The sequence below is a fragment of the Bacillus cereus group sp. BfR-BA-01310 genome (assembly GCF_022664325.1).
Lineage (GTDB): Bacteria > Bacillota > Bacilli > Bacillales > Bacillaceae_G > Bacillus_A > Bacillus_A paramycoides.
In genome coordinates this window covers 210581-227948 of the sequence record NZ_JAKUHD010000003.1, presented here as the reverse complement: position 1 = coordinate 227948, position 17368 = coordinate 210581, and the positions used below count along the sequence as shown (strand labels likewise).

Sequence of the window (17368 nt, the reverse complement as noted above, 5' to 3'; positions counted from 1 at the left end):
TAATATTCAAAAAGGGATGCAACCATGATGTTGGGAGCTCTTCAGCATATGTCGAAAGGATTGAGAGGAAAACTTCCAAAAACTATTTTAAGGTCAAACATTCAGTATACTTGGAGATTGGTTTCATACTGCAGCTGTATTAACATTCGTCTATAACATAACAGAGTCTTCGTTTACGGATCTCTTATTCAGTTATCAATGTTTATAACAGGATGGCTTTTAGAAATATTTTCTCCGCAAATAATCGGTAGTTCGCTAGCTATATGCTGTATTTTCGTTAGTTTTATATGGATTTTCTTGTTTTATCGCGGGGAACTAAGTGAAGAATCTAAAATAGCTTAATAGCATGTTTATGTACATGCTATTTTTATTTATGTCGAAATTCATAGGAAAAAGGCGATTTATTTCTCTTACGTTCTAATTTTTTAGAACGTACAATAAAATTAGATTATAAGAAAGGAGCTACCATAATGTTTGAGGATCGACTTACCATTTCAGCTGAACAACAAAAGCTAATTTCCAATGCAACTCGTATTCAAATTCTTCACCTTTTAAAAGACGAAACACTCACTGCAAAGCAAGTAGCTACTAAACTAAATAAATCTGCTGGCAGTGTTCACTATCACATTCAAATTTTATATGACGGAGGGTTACTTGAATTAGTAGATACAAAAGAAAAACGGGGAATTATAGAAAAATATTACAAAGCAAAGTCTGCTCATTTTTATATTGAAGAAGCGGGCACGGAAGGAACAAATACAGGGAGCCACATTGTTTCTCATTTATTTTTAACTCCAGAGGAATTACAACAACTCACTTGGGAGATTTCACAAGTTTTATTACGCTGGGAAAACAAAACCGCTCGTCAATCAAACTCTGAAAAGGAATACGCTATTTCCTGCCGTATAAAAAAACAATGAAAGAAAGGTCCATATGCCCATGAAAAATAAACTATTATTATTGTCGGGAACAGGCATTTCTCGTTTAGGTGATTTTATGTACCTCATAGCTCTAAACTTAATGGTATTAAATAGTACAAACTCTCCCGCTGCTGTAGCAGGATTATGGATCGTTGGTCCAATTGCCACCGTTGTCACAAAAATATGGTCTGGTAGTATAGTAGATCGTTTAAACAAACGGTCAATTATGCTTATCACAGATATTATTCGAGCAGTGCTCATCGGCTGTATTCCACTATTTGATTCTATTTGGGCAATTTATATTTTTATCTTTTTGACTCGTATTGCTACATCATTTTTCGATCCAGCTTCATTCACTTATAAAACCATGCTCATACCAGCTGAAGAACGTGCTCAATTTAATGCTTGGAATAGCCTGTGTACAAATGGGGCTTTTATTATCGGTCCGGCTCTTGCTGGAATACTTCTCACTACATACTCGGCAGCCTTTGTTATTTACTGCAACTCAATTTCATTTCTACTTTCTACCATTCTCATTTACTTCTTGCCAAACATCACATTACAAACAAAGCAAAACAAAGAGGTTACAAATACTTTCGTACAAACATTACGAAGCGATTGGAAACAAGTCTTTTCATTCGCACGGACTGAAACTTACATTATTCTCGTATTCGTTCTATTCCAAGCCACAATGCTTGTCTCAATGGCACTGGATTCACAAGAAGTTGTTTTTACAAGACAAGTACTGTTTTTATCGGATGTAAAATATAGCATGCTCGTTAGTATAACCGGGGCAGCTTACGTTTGTGGTTCATTTCTTGTCTCTCTCTTTGTAAAACGATTACCGATTCAATATTGCATCGGCTTAGGTATGATTTTTACAGCAGTAGGCTATGTGATTTTCGCCTTTTCAAATTCATTTACGGTCGCAGCAAGTGGTTTCATTTTACTTGGGATCGCTTCATCATTTGCTGGTACTGGATTTATAACATTTTATCAAAATAACATCCCTGTACATATGATAGGACGTATCGATAGCGTATTTGACTCAATAAAAAACTTTATCCAAATCTTTTTCATTTTAGCAATTGGAGCATCTGCACAGTTTCTTTCCGTTCAAATTACTGTGATAAGTAGCTCTTTACTCATCCTTTTCCTTTCCTGTTTATTAGCAATCCAAGTAACGACTCCTTCAGGAGAAAAATATTTTAAACCTACAGGATCATCACTAGAATATTAACTGCACAATAAAAAGCGGCTATTTGGCCGCTTTTTACATTGCTATAATTAAATCCTCTTCAGAATCGAAAATCATAAGCATCTTCCTCCCTCAGTTCCCCTTTAGCAACTGCTTTTACTTACTATTGGAAATCCCTTCTCATTTTCTATCACTTTTTTAAAAATTTATCAATTTTTATTTTCATTTTATATAATAACAACTAAAAAACCGAAGTTGAGAAAGCGGGTCCCACTTTCTTAGCTTCGGTTTTACAAGTGATGTTATAACTTAAACTAACGTCTCACCACATACTGTTTTTATATTTTTAAAGTATTGAAGATTTTCATTAACTTCACTTTCATTAAATAAATTGAGCTGTTTCACAATTTCAATAGCAAATTCAACATATGCAGATCCTACTGCTGTAATAATTTTCCCATCCACAGTTACATCTTCTTCTTGTTTATATTCCCATTTATGTAGATGTGCTAAATGTTCTACCTCTGGTGTTAATGATGTTGAGAATTTTTTCTCATTAAGCACTCCAGCTGCATGCAGTAGAGATGTCCCGGCACAAATCCCCGCTATGCATTTATTTTGCTTATGTAATTCGCTCACAATAGATAACAGTTGTTCATTTTCTAAATGGTGAAAAATATGCCCTCCTGGTACAATAAACACTTCATAATCCACTACTTCAATATGACCTATAGAAACATGTGGTCGACACAAAAATCCACCTTCTCCTGTAACTGTTGTCCCGTCTACAGTTGCTGTTATTACTTCAAACCCTTTACTTATCAAACATAAACTTGCTATATTCACTTCAAATTCTGCAAATCCATCAAATAGAAAAATCAAAGCTTTCTTCATGTTATCTTCCCCCTCTATACATATTCGAAAATTATTATATTTCTCCTCTAAAAAAGGACAAACCCACATCTCAGGTTTGTCCTTTTACTTATTTCTTATTAAATCCTTTCTCACTCAAAAACTCTTTCATATGCATTCTCTTCTCTTTGGCCATAAATGAACTCATTGATTCCGTCCATGTTACTTTTTTTTGATTTGACGATCTTTCTTTGTAATACGCGCTCATCGTATCATCGTATTCGTTTAACAATTCATCATATTTCTTTTCATTATATCCATTTTCATGAAGAATGGCTGCTACTGGTAACCGCGGTTTAACTCCATGATCTTCATCTGGTACACCGACTGTCATTCCGAACACAGGATATACTTTATCCGGTAAATGAAGCAATTCGCTTACTTCTTTCGGATTATTACGAATTCCACCGATATAACAAATACCGTATCCTAATGATTCTGCTGTAAGTGCTAAGTTTTGTGCAAAAAGTGAAGCGTCTACCGTCGCAACGATAAAGTCTTCCACCCCTTCATGTTTTATCTCTGTACCATGTTTTTCACATGCAATTTCAAGTCTCTTTAAGTCTGCACAACAAACAAAGAATGCTGCGCAATCTTTCACATGACGATTTCCAGATAGCTCAGCTAATTTAACTTTTAGTTCCTTATCTGTTACAGAAATAACCGAGTACGCCTGGACAAAATGTGAAGAAGCGGCATGCTGAGCAGCTTGCACCATTCTTTCCACTACATCTTTTGAAATTGGTTCTTCTTTATATTTACGAACTGAAACGTGTTGCTCCATTTTATGTATAATCTCATTCATAAAAATCCCTCCTTTTTTCTCTCCATAATGAAAAATTAACATATCTTTTTCATTATTCACAACTTATAAGCACAAAAAGAGCAATTCTTTGCGAATTACTCTTTTTTTAAAGTGTCTTTTGTTACGGTAAATGAAATTATATCGACGTTTCGACAAATAACGACGGATTTATATGATAGTAATTCTTGTTAAGCCGCTTTCAAAACTTTAATACCTTTAACAATATTCCAAATGAAATAGTAAATCCCTACAAGAATAAACACTGCATACGTTATAATCATCCCAATTCCAACGCTCTCAGACTGATTGAAGCTTAAGCCGTATACTCCTGATAATGCTAATCCACCAAATAGGATTACATACGGGAAAACGTGGGACCAAAATGCTTTTTTTGCATGATATTTCACTTCATCTTCCGCAACGAAATAAACGATAATTGGCAGTAAAAATGGTGCAAAAAAGATACTAAAGTAACATAGCGAAGATAATATATTATTCCCTTTCATACGATTCACCTCTAAAGTTTTTTGTTACCTTCATTATGTCAGGAAACCACTTTAGAAACTATCGCTTTACCTTTCATTAAGATGACATATTTGTAAGATTTACATTAAGGTAAATCCCACCTAAAATTTCAGGTGGGATTCAAGTTGATTATATTCGATTTAATAACCAATATTGTGTGATTGCTAAATATTCTCTAACGTTCGATTGGATGATAATTGGTTTCGGTGTTTTTGCCGGGAGACCTTCTAATGTTAATCCTTGTTTTTCCGCAATCTTTTTCGCTCGAAACATATGAAAATCGTTCGTTACAATCATCCCTTTTTTCATATTTTCAGAGATAAGAGGTTTTGAGAATTTAATATTTTCATCCGTACTCGTCGAACGGTCTTCCATTATTATTCGGTCTTCTGCAATATTTTGTTTCATTAATCCTTGTTTCATTGCTAAAGCTTCTGAAATATCTTCGCCTTTTCCTCGCCCTCCAGATACGATAGCAATTGTTTTCTCATGTGATTTTAAATACTCAGCTGCTTTATCGATACGATATTGCAGTGAATAAGACGGTTTCGTTCCATTTACTTTCGAGCCTAGTACAATCATGTAATCCACTTCATCTGGTGCTTTCATATGACCATGCTTATAAATGTTATATTGTAAAAATCCCACATAAACAGCGCAAATCATCAACATAACTAAACTATACTTAATAATTTTTTTCTTTAGCATTCACATATACTCCTATTTTCTCTATTTGTTCATCATAATATCCACTAAGTCGTTTGTATACAGATAAATTCCAATTCAGTCTAAATTCCCCTCTAAAAGTAATATTTATCATATCTTTGGGAATAGTAAGTACAACTTCGCACGAAGGAGTGTACATATTGCTCGTCTTTTTATGTAATGTATCGTTCTTTTTTATTTTATTTTTAATATCACTTAAGTTATTAGGGAAATCCGCACTAGCACAACTAACTCCTCATGATTTTGGCGCAATTATCTTTTTATCTTATTTGGCCTTTCAAGCGATACCAGTCGACGGTGCTTTGCAAGCTTTTTCCGGCATGGTTGCCATTACATGCTTACATCTACTACTTACAAAGCTAAGCTTATTAAATAAATTGAATCGCTTCATTCTCGGGCATCCCATTATTTTAATAAAACATGGAGATATTATTTTTGAAAACCTAAAGAAGAGTAGATATCCAATTGCCGAATTACTATCCAACCTCCGTGTTGCAGGCTATCCGAGTGTTCATGAAATTGAATATGCAATTTTAGAAGCAAATGGATCTATAAGTATTTTGCCAAAAAGAGAACTCATACCATTGACTCCGAAAGATATGAATATAGATGTTAAGTATTCTGGATTACCAATTGCTCTTATCGTTGATTCACAAATTCAATACGATAACTTAAAGCTAATCCATAAAAATGTAAAGTGGTTACATGCAGAGTTACAGGCGAAAGGCGTTACAAATATTAAAAACGTTGCTTTCGCTTCTGTGCAGGAAACAGATGGATCTTTTGCTATTAGTTTAAAGGAATGAAAAAATCCCCTTAATTATTTTCAAGGGGACTTTTTTATTATATTGCTTCTTTCTTTCCCGCCAAGTTTAATGGAACAGGATGTTTCATACGATTCATCGTAAATACAATGATTGCTGTCAATATTTCTGCTACTGGCATAACGAGCCAAATTCCATTTACGCCAAATAATTTCGGCATAATCCATAACAGTGGGATAATAAATAGTAAACCACGGCTCAAAATAATAAGAACTGATTTTGTCGTTTGTCGCACAGATTGGAAATATTCACCATACACGATGTTATAGCCTAAAAATACATATTGGATAAAGAATAAACTTATACCTGTTAACGTTAACTCCAATAGTTCTGGGGATTGAACATCAAATAAACCAATTATATATTTCCCGAAGAATAAACCGACAACAATTGCTACGCCTCCGAGTACAACTGCAATTTTTACAGCCAACCGTAATCCTTCACGCAGTCTTTCTGGTAAATTTGCACCATAATGGAAACTAGCAATAGGTTGTAATGCAGCACCAACACCGAAGAATAATAGTAATGTCATTGCATGAATACTATTGACCATCGCATAAGAAGCGACACCTACTTCTCCTGCATATTGAACAAAAGCAATATTAAAACCAACCGTTACAATCGCTACTGTAATTTCAGTTGTAAAGCTCGGGAAACCAATCACCATAATTTGTTTAACCGTATCCCATTCAAAATGGAATTTCGTCCACTTTAAAACACTACTTTTTCTAAAGAAGTGTTTTAATAATACTAGGAAACCAATTGCTGCCGAAAGAATAGTCGCTGATGCAGCACCTGTTACGCCCCATCCAAAGATGAAAATAAAGATATAGTCAAAGATAATGTTCAATACAGCTGTTACGACAAGACCTGCCATTGCTAAATTAGGATTTCCATCGTTACGTATAAATGTGCTTAAAATATTTTCTAAAACATATATCATTCCAAATGTTAATAACACGTGTAAATAGTCTAACGCATATGGTAAAATCACTTCATTTGCACCAAACAGATATGCTAAATCTTCTATTCTCCATAAGCAAATAGCCGCTAAAACACCTACGATAATAACTGCCACTGTCATAGATTGAGTAAAAATAGATCTTGCTCTTTCTAATTTATTTTCACCTAGTGCAATAGAATATAGCGTTGCTCCACCCATTCCAATCCATAATGAGATAGAGAAGAAAATTGAAAACGCTGGAACAGCCACGTTTACTCCTGCTAAACCGTTCGCTCCAACTCCTCTACTAATCATGACCGCATCAATCATGATATTCACTGACATTAATACCATCCCAAGAACTGCTGGTATTAAATACGAAATAAATAAACTTTTTATCGGTTTTTCTCTTAATTTTTCTGTTGCTTCCATACTAATATGCTCCTTTTTCTCAACGCTCTGTTCACAGTTTAAACCTTCAAGTAACTTGAAGGTCAATAGAGAATTGAAAAATATATAAGCTTATTGTTTATTTATTTTTTAGCAACTGGTATTTGAATTTCCGTTACTTGCTCCTTCGGATTTTCTGTTACAGACCAATCAATTAACGCAAGCTCAAGCGCATCTCCGCACACTTCGTATCCTTCGTTATCAATGTGCTTTAATAATTCCGTATACGTTTCATCTGTTTCTTCATATGGTCCATGATGATAAGAACAAGCAAATATCCCTTCTTTTATTTCATCTGAAGTATGTACTTGAAAAGGCATGTAATCCAATAGAATAAACACACTGTTATATGCTTGAAACTCATTTTGAAGTAATGCTTTTTTTGAAACTGTTACACCGATATCTCCTGAAAATAAACTATTATCAATTTGCTTTATATTTTTTTGCAGCGAATGGATATAATACTCAAACATATCATCCGTTGTATTAGGCGCAACTGCAATTGCTGTGATTTTTCGTTTCGATATCTTTTTATAAATAATTTGATTCGCTTCTGATCTCGTCGCTTTCTTCATTAAATGGATTTTATGTTCCATTTTTGCCAAAGCATACTCGATTTCTCTTTGCTTTTTCAGCATCATTTCTTGTTGTTTTTCAAGTAAATTCAGCGCATAAGAGGGGTTTCGTTCATCAATATATTTCTTGATTTCCTTTAACGGGATATTCAATTGGCGTAAAAATTTAATCGTATCTAATAGTGAAAACTGATCAATTGTGTAATAGCGATAATTGGTTTGAGGGTCAACAGTTGACGGATGAAAAATACCTTTCTCATCATAATAACGTAATGTAGATTCCGCTATATTATGCATTTTCGCCATTTCTCCAATTGTAAAGCGTTGATTTAATAACATTTTTCTTTCTCCATTCATTATATGTAAGCTTTATTACTTCTTATTATATAGCTATATCCCCCATTTCTAAAACGAATCCTCTCATGAAAACCTACTATTTTTCCGTTGATTTTTTATAAAATATATTATATATTAATTACAGGTTCAAATTACGAGTTCAAAAGAACTTGTAAAAAGACCCTTTGTTTAATGTAATTTTACATATCATCATTAAGCAAATTCCGAGAAATCGTTTAATAAAAATACAAAGTGATAAGGAGAGGATCAGATGGAATTCGAATTTTTCTTTCAAATCGCACTTATTTTATTAAGTACAAAACTTGCTGGCGATCTTAGCGTAAGATTAGGTCAACCTTCTGTACTTGGTAAATTAATTGTCGGTATCGTTATCGGTCCAGCTGTATTAGGTTGGATTGATAATTCAGAACTTCTAACACAATTAAGTAACGTCGGGGTTATTCTTTTAATGTTTATGGCTGGACTTGAAACAGACTTAAAAGAATTAAATGAAAACCGTAATTCTTCTTTAGCAGTTGCGGTTGGAGGTATCGTTCTTCCATTCGTAGGTGGTTATGTTGCCGGTCTTGTTATGGGAATGGAACAAGGGAACGCTGTCTTTTTAGGATTACTTCTATGTGCGACAAGTGTTAGTATTTCCGTTCAAACACTTCGCGATTTAGGTAAGATGAAAACACGTGAAAGTACAACGATGCTTGGAGCAGCTGTATTTGATGACATTCTTGTTGTTATTTTATTAGCATTTGCAATGAGCTTCTTAGGTACAGATGATGTTAATTTAACAATGATTATCTTGAAGAAAGTAGTATTCTTCGCTTCTATTATTTTAATCGGATGGAAAGGTGTTCCAGCGATTATGCGTTGGTTATCACCACTCCGCGTATCTGAGTCTATCGTAAGTGCAGCACTTATCATCTGTTTCTCATTCGCATATTTCGGCGAACTATTAGGAATTGCTGGTATTATCGGTGCTTTCGCAGCTGGTATCGCAATTTCTCAAACGAACTACAAACATGAAGTAGAAAAGAAAGTAGAACCAATCGCTTATGCTATGTTCGTACCAGTCTTCTTCGTTAGTATCGGTATGAATATTACATTTGACGGTATTGGTGATCAAATTTGGTTCATTTTAGCATTAACAGTAATCGCTGTATTCACAAAACTAATCGGTTGTGGATTCGGTGCACGAATGACTGGATTTGATGCAAAGTCTTCTGCAATTATCGGTGCTGGTATGGTTTCTCGTGGTGAAGTTGCTCTTATCATCGCACAAACGGGACTTGCTTCTGGTCTATTAGCGCAAGACTACTTTACATCTATCGTTATTGTCGTTATTTTAACAACAATGATTACACCACCAATGTTAAAATACACTTTTGGTGCAAAAGATAAAGCAATGAAAGCAAGTAAATAAGTTTAATATAATAAAAGGAGATTCCTATTTTATAAGATAGGAATCTCCTTTTTCATTTCATCTTTAAACAATCACATTCGTTTTTAACCATTTTTCAAAAATAGTTCGTACTTCCTCATCATCGATATCATCACTAAATGAATATACTTTTATACCATAGTCATCTATATATTCACCTAGCTTCATTTTCTCCACCTTTTTATAAAAATCGTCTACCTCATATTGTGGAATATAAGCATCCCAAATTGGTTCATTTATTCTTTTATATGCGGTCACTTCTAAGTCATGCCCATCTTCATAATAGCCAATGTGATAATGTTGGTTAAAATCATACTTATCTATTAATGCACCCCCTAATCAAAATAATAAACAAAAGCGAGCCTTATATTACAGCTCGCTTCTCTCGTCCTAGTTACTAAATACGTTCCATAGCTGTCTTCAACGTTCCAACAACAAAGGCAATTTCTTCACTTGAAATAATAAGCGGCGGCGCTAATGTTAAGACGTTATTATAACCTGCTGTTGTCATACCGTTTCTTCCGATAATGAGCCCTTTTTCTTTACAAGCATTTACAACACTTGCGATTTTGTCGTTATCAATTGGTTCTTTCGTCGCTTTATCATTTACTAGTTCAATTCCAACTAATAGCCCTTTCCCTCTAATATTCCCAACAAGCGGATGTTCTCCAATTTCTTCTTTTAATTGATCTAATAAAAGTGAACCCATTTGTGCAGAGCGCTCAATTAAATTTTCATTTTCCATAATCTCTAAATTTTTAAGCGCTAATGCACAAGCAGCTGGATTTCCACCAAATGTATTTATATGTCTGAAGAATTCATATTCTCCGGTTCCTTTAAATGCTTCATAAATTTCTTTTTTCACAGCTGTTGCTGATAATGGTAAGTACGCGCTCGTAATACCTTTTGCCATTGTAACGATATCCGGCTTAACGTCATAATTCATAAATCCAAATGCCTTTCCTGTACGGCCGAAACCACAAATAACTTCATCACTAATAAGTAGTGCACCGTGTTTTTGACACGTTTCATGAATCGCTTTCATATAGTCTTGTGGCGGCATTAAAATACCTCCACCTGTAATAATCGGCTCCATTATAAATCCGGCTATCGTTTCGCTTAATTCCCACGTCATAACACGATCTACTTCTTTCACACACTCTACATCATAAATATTTTGCGATTCCATTTCTGGCATACGGTAACAATCCGGAGGCGTTACATGTAAAAACCCTGATGCAAATGGCTCATATTGGTATCTGCGCTGCGCTTGTCCAGTCGCCGCCATCGTTGCCATTGTATTTCCGTGATAACCACGATAACGTGACATAAATTTATAACGATGTGGTTCACCTTTTTGAGCATAATATTGCCTTGCTATTTTAAAAGCTGTTTCATTCGCTTCTGATCCACTATTAGAGAAGAATATAACATACTCTCCACCAAGCCACTCGTTTAACTTTTCAGCGAGCTTAATTGCTGGTTCATGTGATTGTGACATCGGAAAGTATGACAATGTTTGCAATTGCTTATAAGCTGCCTCTGCGAGCTCTTTTCGCCCATATCCGCTATTTACACACCAAAGACCACTCATACCATCTAAATATCTTTTTCCTTGTATATCTTCAACCCAGCACCCTTCTGCTTTTGCTCCTACCATTGTACTACTCGGGCTAAAGGGACGCATTCCGTGCCAAACATATTGCTCATCTTTTGCTAATAATTCATCTGTTTGTTTTGTTTTCATCCTTTCTTCCACCTTCCATAACAACTTATTTTTCACAAAGCTGCGCTGGTCCCATGATGAGTTAAATTTCTCCCTGCCTATTTTCATTCCACAAAACCAAGACAAATCCTACCAAAAATAAAGTAATATTTATAAGAAAATGACAAAAGAAAAAGGAGCTTTTCTTATAATTCGAAAAGCTCCTCTTTTTTAATGTGTAGATGCATCACTAATACCATGACCAGTATTAGATTTCACAAGAATTTCATCAAATTTTGCTGCATCTTCTTTCTTACTAGAGAAAATTGTTCCTAAATATGCGGCAAGGAATCCAAGCGGAATAGAAATAATTCCAGGTGTCGTATATGGGAATATCGCCTCTCCAACAAAAATAGCTTTCCCTGCTACCGGATTCCAAACGTTTGGACTTAGCACTACAAGAACAATTGCTGAGATAAGACCAACGACCATGCCACAAATAGCACCCGTTGTATTAAAGCGTTTCCAATATATCGTAAATAATATAACTGGTAAATTAGCACTCGCTGCAACTGCAAATGCAAGCGATACTAGAAATGCTACGTTCAATGTTTGAGCAAACAAAGCGAGTATAATAGATACTATCGCTACTCCAATAGACGCATAGCGGGCCATTGACACTTGCTCTTTTTCCGTTGATTTTCCTTTGCGAATAATCTCGTTATAAAAATCATGAGCAAATGCTGAAGCTGCTGTTAATACAAGACCTGCTACCACAGCTAAAATGGTTGCAAAAGCAATCGCCGATACGAACGCGAATAAGAAATCTCCGCCTAACGCTTTCGCTAACAAAGGTGCTGCCATATTACCGGCTGGATTTGCTTTAATAATTGCCTCATTTCCTACAAACGCCGCCGCACCAAATCCTAAGAAAATTGTCATAATATAAAATGCCCCAATTAACCACGTAGCATATACAACAGATTGACGCGCAGTTTTTGCATCACGTACTGTAAAAAAGCGGACAAGAATATGCGGTAATCCCGCTGTACCAAGAACCAGTCCTAAATTTAAAGAAAGTGTATCAAGACCATTTTTATACTTCACTCCCGGATTTAAAAACGAATCTTTTAATGGAGTAGCTGTTTTCATTTGAGCGAACATTTCTGTCACACTAAAATTAAATTTTGCAAAAACGATAACAGAAATAATAAAAGTACCAGCCATTAGTAGTAAAGCCTTTACAATTTGCACCCAACTTGTAGCCGTCATACCACCAAAAATAACGTATACTGTCATAAGTGTACCAACGATTAATACGGCTGTCGTATATTCAATTCCTAATAATAATTTAATAAGTGCACCCGCACCAACTAATTGTGCAATCATATAAAAAATTGAAATCGTCATCGTATTTAATGCTGCAATCCCGCGAACCTTCTTTGCATCAAAACGCGCCGCAATCATATCAGCTAACGTATACTTCCCTAAATTTCTAAGCGGTTCTGCAACTAGGTACAATACAACTAAGTAAGCAACTAAGAAACCTATACTATAAAAGAACCCATCAAATCCTGTTAATGCTATCGCTCCGGCGATGCCAAGAAATGACGCAGCAGACATGTAATCACCGGCGATGGCCAGACCATTTTGCCAACCAGTTAATCCCCCTCCAGCCGTATAAAATTCACTCGCATTTTTCGTTTTTTTCGATGCGAAATAAGTTATAACGAGTGTACCAAGGACGATAATTAAAAATAGTGCAAAAGCAGTTGTATTCAAATTCAGCCCCTCCCTTTTTGCATATCTTGCAGAATTTTTTGCGAGATTTCATCAAAGGATTCTGCTTTTTTGCTATAAATCATACATAATGTCCATGTCATTATAAATTGCGCAACAGCAAATACCCACGCCCAAGTAATATCACCAAATGCCGGTGTATTGAGCACCTTTGAATACGATGTTAAAATAGGTAGTGCAATAAAAAAACTTAAAAAGAAAATACTCATTGGAACGATAAACTTCTTTTTCCTATTTAATAACAATTGAAATTCTTCTGACTGAACAACCTCTGTATAATTCACCTCATTTTGCAACTTACGTGCTGACGTATCATCTCGTTTCATTCTCCGATCCCCTCTCTTACTTGAAATACAATTCCCCCTTGTATACCTAAAGACTAAATTTTATAAATATTCAGAAACTTATATTTATTTTAGACAATCCTTACGTTCCTGCAAAGATTTTTCGATAGACATTTTTCGTCATTTCTCCCTAAATTTTTAATATACTTTTTCAAAATAAGGTGAAACCTAAATCAATCTTTTCCCTCATTAAGACGCAAAAAAGTAGTGCTATTGCACTACTTCTGTCTCTTTCTTCTTTTCTAAATTACGAGCCGTTTCACTAAGTTCAACATCTTTCCCATCTTTATACGTACCGAATAAAAAATCATACACTGGATTAGAAACACCAAACCAATACTTTTCATTTTTGTAATGATGTAATATATGCTGTTTTTTAAGCCATCTTCCAAACTTAGTAAAGGGACGAATCGGCTTATGTGCAATATAATGTTTCCATTCATAAACGAGAAGCATTATGATCATTCCAATTCCAAAGGAGAGTGTAACTGTAACACTCTTTGTAAATCCGTATAAAACGAATAAATAAATTGCAAAACCAGGTAAACTATACCAAACAGGTAAAAATAATAATTTCAAATCGTCTGGATACACGTGATGATCATAATGTAATCTGCGAAGCATTTTTAATAAAAAACGATTCTTTGGTGGCTTAATGTGAAATAAAAAACGGTGAGTTACATATTCGTTAAGCGTATAAAAAACGACTCCAGCAAGACACGATAAAATACCGATCCATGTGAAAAATTGCATTTTTAAAATAATGATAAAAATTAATAGGACACTATACATAATAACAATATCATGTTGTAAAAAGAACTCCTTTACCACTCTCTTCATCTTTCTTCCCCCTTCTCCAAAAAAACAGCCGCAACCTATCGTTACGACTATTTCTATTTTATTCTTATTCTATTCACTTTACAAATTTGCCTGCTGCTCTATTGTCGAGAAAAAAGTGTTCGGACCAAATATATTTTGCTTCGGAATAATGTGTTCCACTGCAAATACTGTTACTTCTCCCCTTTGTACTTCTCCAATAATAAGCCCAAATACTTCATGATTTACCGCAAACGTTGGTTGTTTCGTTTGCAGCAACCTTGCTGCATTGTTAAATACCGCTTCATATAGTGGATTTCTATCAGTAATTTCTTTTCGAATTTTTGGTGCTAAAGTGATGATAATTTCTTTTCCGTCAATAGTGGTTCGATACATAAAAATCTCCCCTTCAATCTTATGTGAACAACTGTAAAGCTTTGTATGCAAAATGGATAGAATATCCCACTAAAATAATACCTGCTCCTGCTGTAATATAGCCAAGTGCTTTTTTCTTTAATAAAGTTCTTCCAAAATGAACAGAAAAAGCAATATTTAAATTCCATAAAATAATACCAACAATAATACAAAGACTGTATAAAAAAGCTTCTTGTTTCGTTACCTTCGTAAGCAATGAGCTAAGTGTACTTCCGTATATACCAAACCAAAAAACAAGATTTAACGGATTGGATATCGCGATTAAAAATCCCGCCATAAAAGATTGTTTAAGTCCACCTACCTCTTCTTGTTTATATTCCATATTCGCGTGAGAAATCCCTTGTTTTACACTTTGAAATCCTAAATAAAACAATAAGAAAAACCCAGTGCAATACATAAAAGCTTGTACATATGTATACATAAACACAGAAGATAAACCGAAATAAATAAGAAGCATAAACAAAATATCTGCAGTCATTCCCCCAATTCCAACAATCCAAGCATGCCAAAATCCGCGTTCAATTCCTCGTTTTAACATCTCAATATTAATCGGACCTACCGGTGCAGCTAATGAAATACCTAATACTATTTGCTGTATAATCGCTCCAAACATCGCTCTATCCTTTCTACTTCCTTTACTACTAAGTAATGATGCAAATATGAAAAATAGACTCGCTTCATAAGAAATATCCACTATTAAAATACCCTTTTTTTATCCAAAATATGCAAAAGAGCCATCCAGTTGATGGCCCTCATTTCTCTACCTTATCCCGCTATTTGCGGGATAATAATCAGTGGGGGATGAACCCTCCCCGCTGATTAAAGTTTCACTTTATGATGAAAAGGACATTTACCTTTAATCAGCTCAATATCATCCCCAATAAAATACTGTTTCCATTCACGATGATCTATATCACCATAGTGACTAATGTTAGGATGCTTCGGCAACTGATCCCATTTTTCAACTCGCTCACGGACCATTTGTCTGGAATATGCACCTTTAGGACGATCTCCTTCTAATCCATCGAAAATAGTGCGTGGCTGGAATCCAATAACAAGGGAATTTCCTAAATGCCTAGTCTTTCGCTGTTTATAAGCCGGCGCATTCCCAAACGCAAATATCGGTTCACCCCCAAATGAAAATTCCCACAAATAATGGTCTGGATCTTTCGGAATTTGCTTCGGCCATGTTTGATTATCTTTTTCATGTAAATACTGTAGTACTTTCCAAAAATAATCACGATAATATTCGAGTGGCTGCTCTTCACGTTCAGGTTCTACAAAAAGAAAAAATCCTCTTCTTACAATTGGTCGCTCTTTCATTAACTCTAAGAAAGATAACATTGTATTCGGCAAATGACTCCAATCATTACGAGAGAGAAATGAATAACGAAGCTCATTCTTTTTTAAAGCTGTCAAACCGAAATAACATGGAAAAGTGGGTTCTAGCACGACATTCGAAAAATTATTAAATTCTTTCGCAACCCAATTCGGTATATCGTCTCTATTTTTCATTCCTTCATTATCTAATAAATAAGACTCACCCATTCTTTCACCTCATTATGTACAGCATTCATTTAAGAATATTACATAATCAGCTTGTCCTATACCTTTTTATAAATTTGAACGAAAAATTATTTAAAAATACAAAAATTTAAAACCGCTTACTTGACTAAATTCTACCAATTCGTGTATATTTAAATTAATCATTTAGCAGAATATTCGAGAATATAGCATTTTTAATTTATATTATCTTTTCAAATGAATTTCACTAAATGAAAAAAAGTAATCGTTTTTTAGGAGGAATTGTAACATGCAAGGAAAAGTAAAATGGTTTAACAATGAAAAAGGTTTTGGATTTATCGAAATGGAAGGCTCTGATGATGTATTCGTACATTTCTCTGCTATTCAAGGCGACGGCTACAAAGCTTTAGAGGAAGGTCAAGAAGTATCTTTCGACATTACTGAAGGAAACCGTGGACCTCAAGCTGCTAACGTAGTAAAACTTTAATCCAACATATGACAGGAGGTTACCTTACTTGGTAACCTCCTTTGTTATTCCTTTGTATATTTCCGTTTTACAGAGCAAAAACTATGTGAAATGCGCAAAATACAAAGGAGGCAATAACAATGAGTTCACATGTAAATGATTTTGAAGAAGTAAAATTCCGTGTAGAAACAGCACAAAAAATGGTCGGTTCTGCAACAATTTCAATGGATCCAGACACATTAGAACATGCCACTACTGCAGTAGAAGCGGCTCGTTCTCAGCTGGAAATTATGAAATCCGTTGCGACGGATTTAGATGAGCCATTTCTAATGAATGAAGAAAAAAAATTAAGTAAATGCGAGCATCAATTACACGAAGCGAAGCACTAAAAAACATCCAGAGAAAATTCTCTGGATGTTTTTTCATGACAATTGCTCCCCATACTTTTTCAATTTCTCTCCAACCGTACATTGCCGTATACAAAAAGAATGGGCATAGTATTTACTATGATTTCTCCGATTATGTTCCTGCAAGAAACACCCTTCGCAATACGTTTCTAATAAGTCATTTACCTCTGTAATGAGTTGCTTTTTATTCACGTGTGCACCTCT

The 17368-nt window shown here is 34.8% G+C and carries 21 protein-coding genes and 1 pseudogene; 7 read left to right on the top strand and 15 right to left on the bottom strand.

Annotated features, from left to right (window positions below):
- Window positions 1-171: 171 nt before the first annotated feature.
- The 3 genes and pseudogenes from MR109_RS09260 to MR109_RS09250 form a co-directional block, all read left to right on the top strand.
- A pseudogene (locus MR109_RS09260) lies at window positions 172-342 on the top strand (MFS transporter); the annotation flags it as partial.
- 128 nt (window positions 343-470) lie between these two features.
- Window positions 471-920, top strand: a complete 450-nt coding sequence (locus tag MR109_RS09255) for an ArsR/SmtB family transcription factor (protein ID WP_048373317.1) — start codon at window positions 471-473, stop codon at window positions 918-920.
- Window positions 921-939: 19 nt separating this feature from the next.
- Entirely contained in the window at window positions 940-2160 is a 1221-nt protein-coding gene (locus MR109_RS09250; RefSeq protein WP_242271836.1) for an MFS transporter, read from the top strand.
- A gap of 267 nt (window positions 2161-2427) precedes the next feature.
- Here MR109_RS09250 and MR109_RS09245 read toward each other — a convergent pair whose 3' ends face one another.
- The 4 genes from MR109_RS09245 to MR109_RS09230 form a co-directional block, all read right to left on the bottom strand.
- A complete protein-coding gene (locus MR109_RS09245) occupies window positions 2428-3012 on the bottom strand; it encodes a DJ-1/PfpI family protein (protein WP_242271833.1) in 585 nt (194 codons plus the stop codon).
- A gap of 88 nt (window positions 3013-3100) precedes the next feature.
- A complete protein-coding gene (gene nfsA / locus MR109_RS09240; protein ID WP_242271831.1) occupies window positions 3101-3835 on the bottom strand; it encodes an oxygen-insensitive NADPH nitroreductase in 735 nt (244 codons plus the stop codon).
- 188 nt (window positions 3836-4023) lie between these two features.
- On the bottom strand, window positions 4024-4341 hold the full coding sequence (locus tag MR109_RS09235; RefSeq protein WP_098306063.1) for a magnetosome magnetite crystal formation protein family: 318 nt from the start codon (window positions 4339-4341) through the stop codon (window positions 4024-4026).
- A gap of 148 nt (window positions 4342-4489) precedes the next feature.
- On the bottom strand, window positions 4490-5068 hold the full coding sequence (locus MR109_RS09230) for a YdcF family protein (RefSeq protein ID WP_002171240.1): 579 nt from the start codon (window positions 5066-5068) through the stop codon (window positions 4490-4492).
- Window positions 5069-5226: 158 nt separating this feature from the next.
- Between MR109_RS09230 and MR109_RS09225 the strand changes: the two genes are divergently transcribed.
- The gene (locus MR109_RS09225; protein WP_071720948.1) at window positions 5227-5892 is read left to right on the top strand and encodes a DUF421 domain-containing protein; all 666 of its coding nucleotides are present in this window, start codon (window positions 5227-5229) and stop codon (window positions 5890-5892) included.
- Between the two features lie 37 nt (window positions 5893-5929).
- Here MR109_RS09225 and MR109_RS09220 read toward each other — a convergent pair whose 3' ends face one another.
- On the bottom strand, window positions 5930-7285 hold the full coding sequence (locus MR109_RS09220) for an MATE family efflux transporter (protein WP_242271829.1): 1356 nt from the start codon (window positions 7283-7285) through the stop codon (window positions 5930-5932).
- Between the two features lie 101 nt (window positions 7286-7386).
- A complete protein-coding gene (locus MR109_RS09215; protein ID WP_098306069.1) occupies window positions 7387-8217 on the bottom strand; it encodes a MerR family transcriptional regulator in 831 nt (276 codons plus the stop codon).
- Window positions 8218-8485: 268 nt separating this feature from the next.
- Here MR109_RS09215 and MR109_RS09210 point away from each other — a divergent pair, with 268 nt between their 5' ends.
- The gene (locus tag MR109_RS09210; RefSeq protein WP_098789020.1) at window positions 8486-9649 is read left to right on the top strand and encodes a cation:proton antiporter; all 1164 of its coding nucleotides are present in this window, start codon (window positions 8486-8488) and stop codon (window positions 9647-9649) included.
- A gap of 63 nt (window positions 9650-9712) precedes the next feature.
- Here MR109_RS09210 and MR109_RS09205 read toward each other — a convergent pair whose 3' ends face one another.
- The 8 genes from MR109_RS09205 to MR109_RS09170 all read right to left on the bottom strand — a co-directional run bounded on the left by MR109_RS09205 (window position 9713) and on the right by MR109_RS09170 (window position 16315).
- The gene (locus MR109_RS09205) at window positions 9713-9991 is read right to left on the bottom strand and encodes a DUF3986 family protein (RefSeq protein ID WP_242272025.1); all 279 of its coding nucleotides are present in this window, start codon (window positions 9989-9991) and stop codon (window positions 9713-9715) included.
- A gap of 73 nt (window positions 9992-10064) precedes the next feature.
- A complete protein-coding gene (locus tag MR109_RS09200) occupies window positions 10065-11414 on the bottom strand; it encodes an aspartate aminotransferase family protein (RefSeq protein WP_002171234.1) in 1350 nt (449 codons plus the stop codon).
- A gap of 189 nt (window positions 11415-11603) precedes the next feature.
- Window positions 11604-13154, bottom strand: a complete 1551-nt coding sequence (locus tag MR109_RS09195; protein ID WP_025147162.1) for a solute symporter family protein — start codon at window positions 13152-13154, stop codon at window positions 11604-11606.
- Window positions 13155-13156: 2 nt separating this feature from the next.
- Window positions 13157-13498 (bottom strand): DUF485 domain-containing protein, encoded by a 342-nt coding sequence (locus MR109_RS09190; protein WP_071720957.1) that lies wholly within the window; start codon window positions 13496-13498, stop codon window positions 13157-13159.
- A gap of 228 nt (window positions 13499-13726) precedes the next feature.
- Window positions 13727-14356, bottom strand: coding sequence for a sterol desaturase family protein (locus tag MR109_RS09185; protein ID WP_002171231.1), 630 nt, complete (start codon window positions 14354-14356; stop codon window positions 13727-13729).
- A 78-nt stretch (window positions 14357-14434) separates the two neighbouring features.
- Entirely contained in the window at window positions 14435-14728 is a 294-nt protein-coding gene (locus tag MR109_RS09180; RefSeq protein WP_002171230.1) for a hypothetical protein, read from the bottom strand.
- 19 nt (window positions 14729-14747) lie between these two features.
- The gene (locus MR109_RS09175) at window positions 14748-15380 is read right to left on the bottom strand and encodes a LysE family transporter (RefSeq protein ID WP_025147163.1); all 633 of its coding nucleotides are present in this window, start codon (window positions 15378-15380) and stop codon (window positions 14748-14750) included.
- 206 nt (window positions 15381-15586) lie between these two features.
- Window positions 15587-16315, bottom strand: coding sequence for a YqcI/YcgG family protein (locus MR109_RS09170; RefSeq protein ID WP_242271827.1), 729 nt, complete (start codon window positions 16313-16315; stop codon window positions 15587-15589).
- Window positions 16316-16580: 265 nt separating this feature from the next.
- Here MR109_RS09170 and cspB point away from each other — a divergent pair, with 265 nt between their 5' ends.
- Window positions 16581-16778: a cold shock-like protein CspB gene (gene cspB / locus MR109_RS09165; RefSeq protein WP_002171227.1), complete on the top strand. Its 198-nt coding sequence runs from the start codon at window positions 16581-16583 to the stop codon at window positions 16776-16778.
- A gap of 119 nt (window positions 16779-16897) precedes the next feature.
- Window positions 16898-17146, top strand: coding sequence for a DUF2564 family protein (locus MR109_RS09160; protein ID WP_048373299.1), 249 nt, complete (start codon window positions 16898-16900; stop codon window positions 17144-17146).
- Between the two features lie 33 nt (window positions 17147-17179).
- On the opposite strand, the gene MR109_RS09155 is transcribed toward MR109_RS09160, so the two are convergent.
- Entirely contained in the window at window positions 17180-17356 is a 177-nt protein-coding gene (locus tag MR109_RS09155; protein ID WP_033795353.1) for a zinc-finger domain-containing protein, read from the bottom strand.
- Between the last annotated feature and the right edge of the window lie 12 nt (window positions 17357-17368).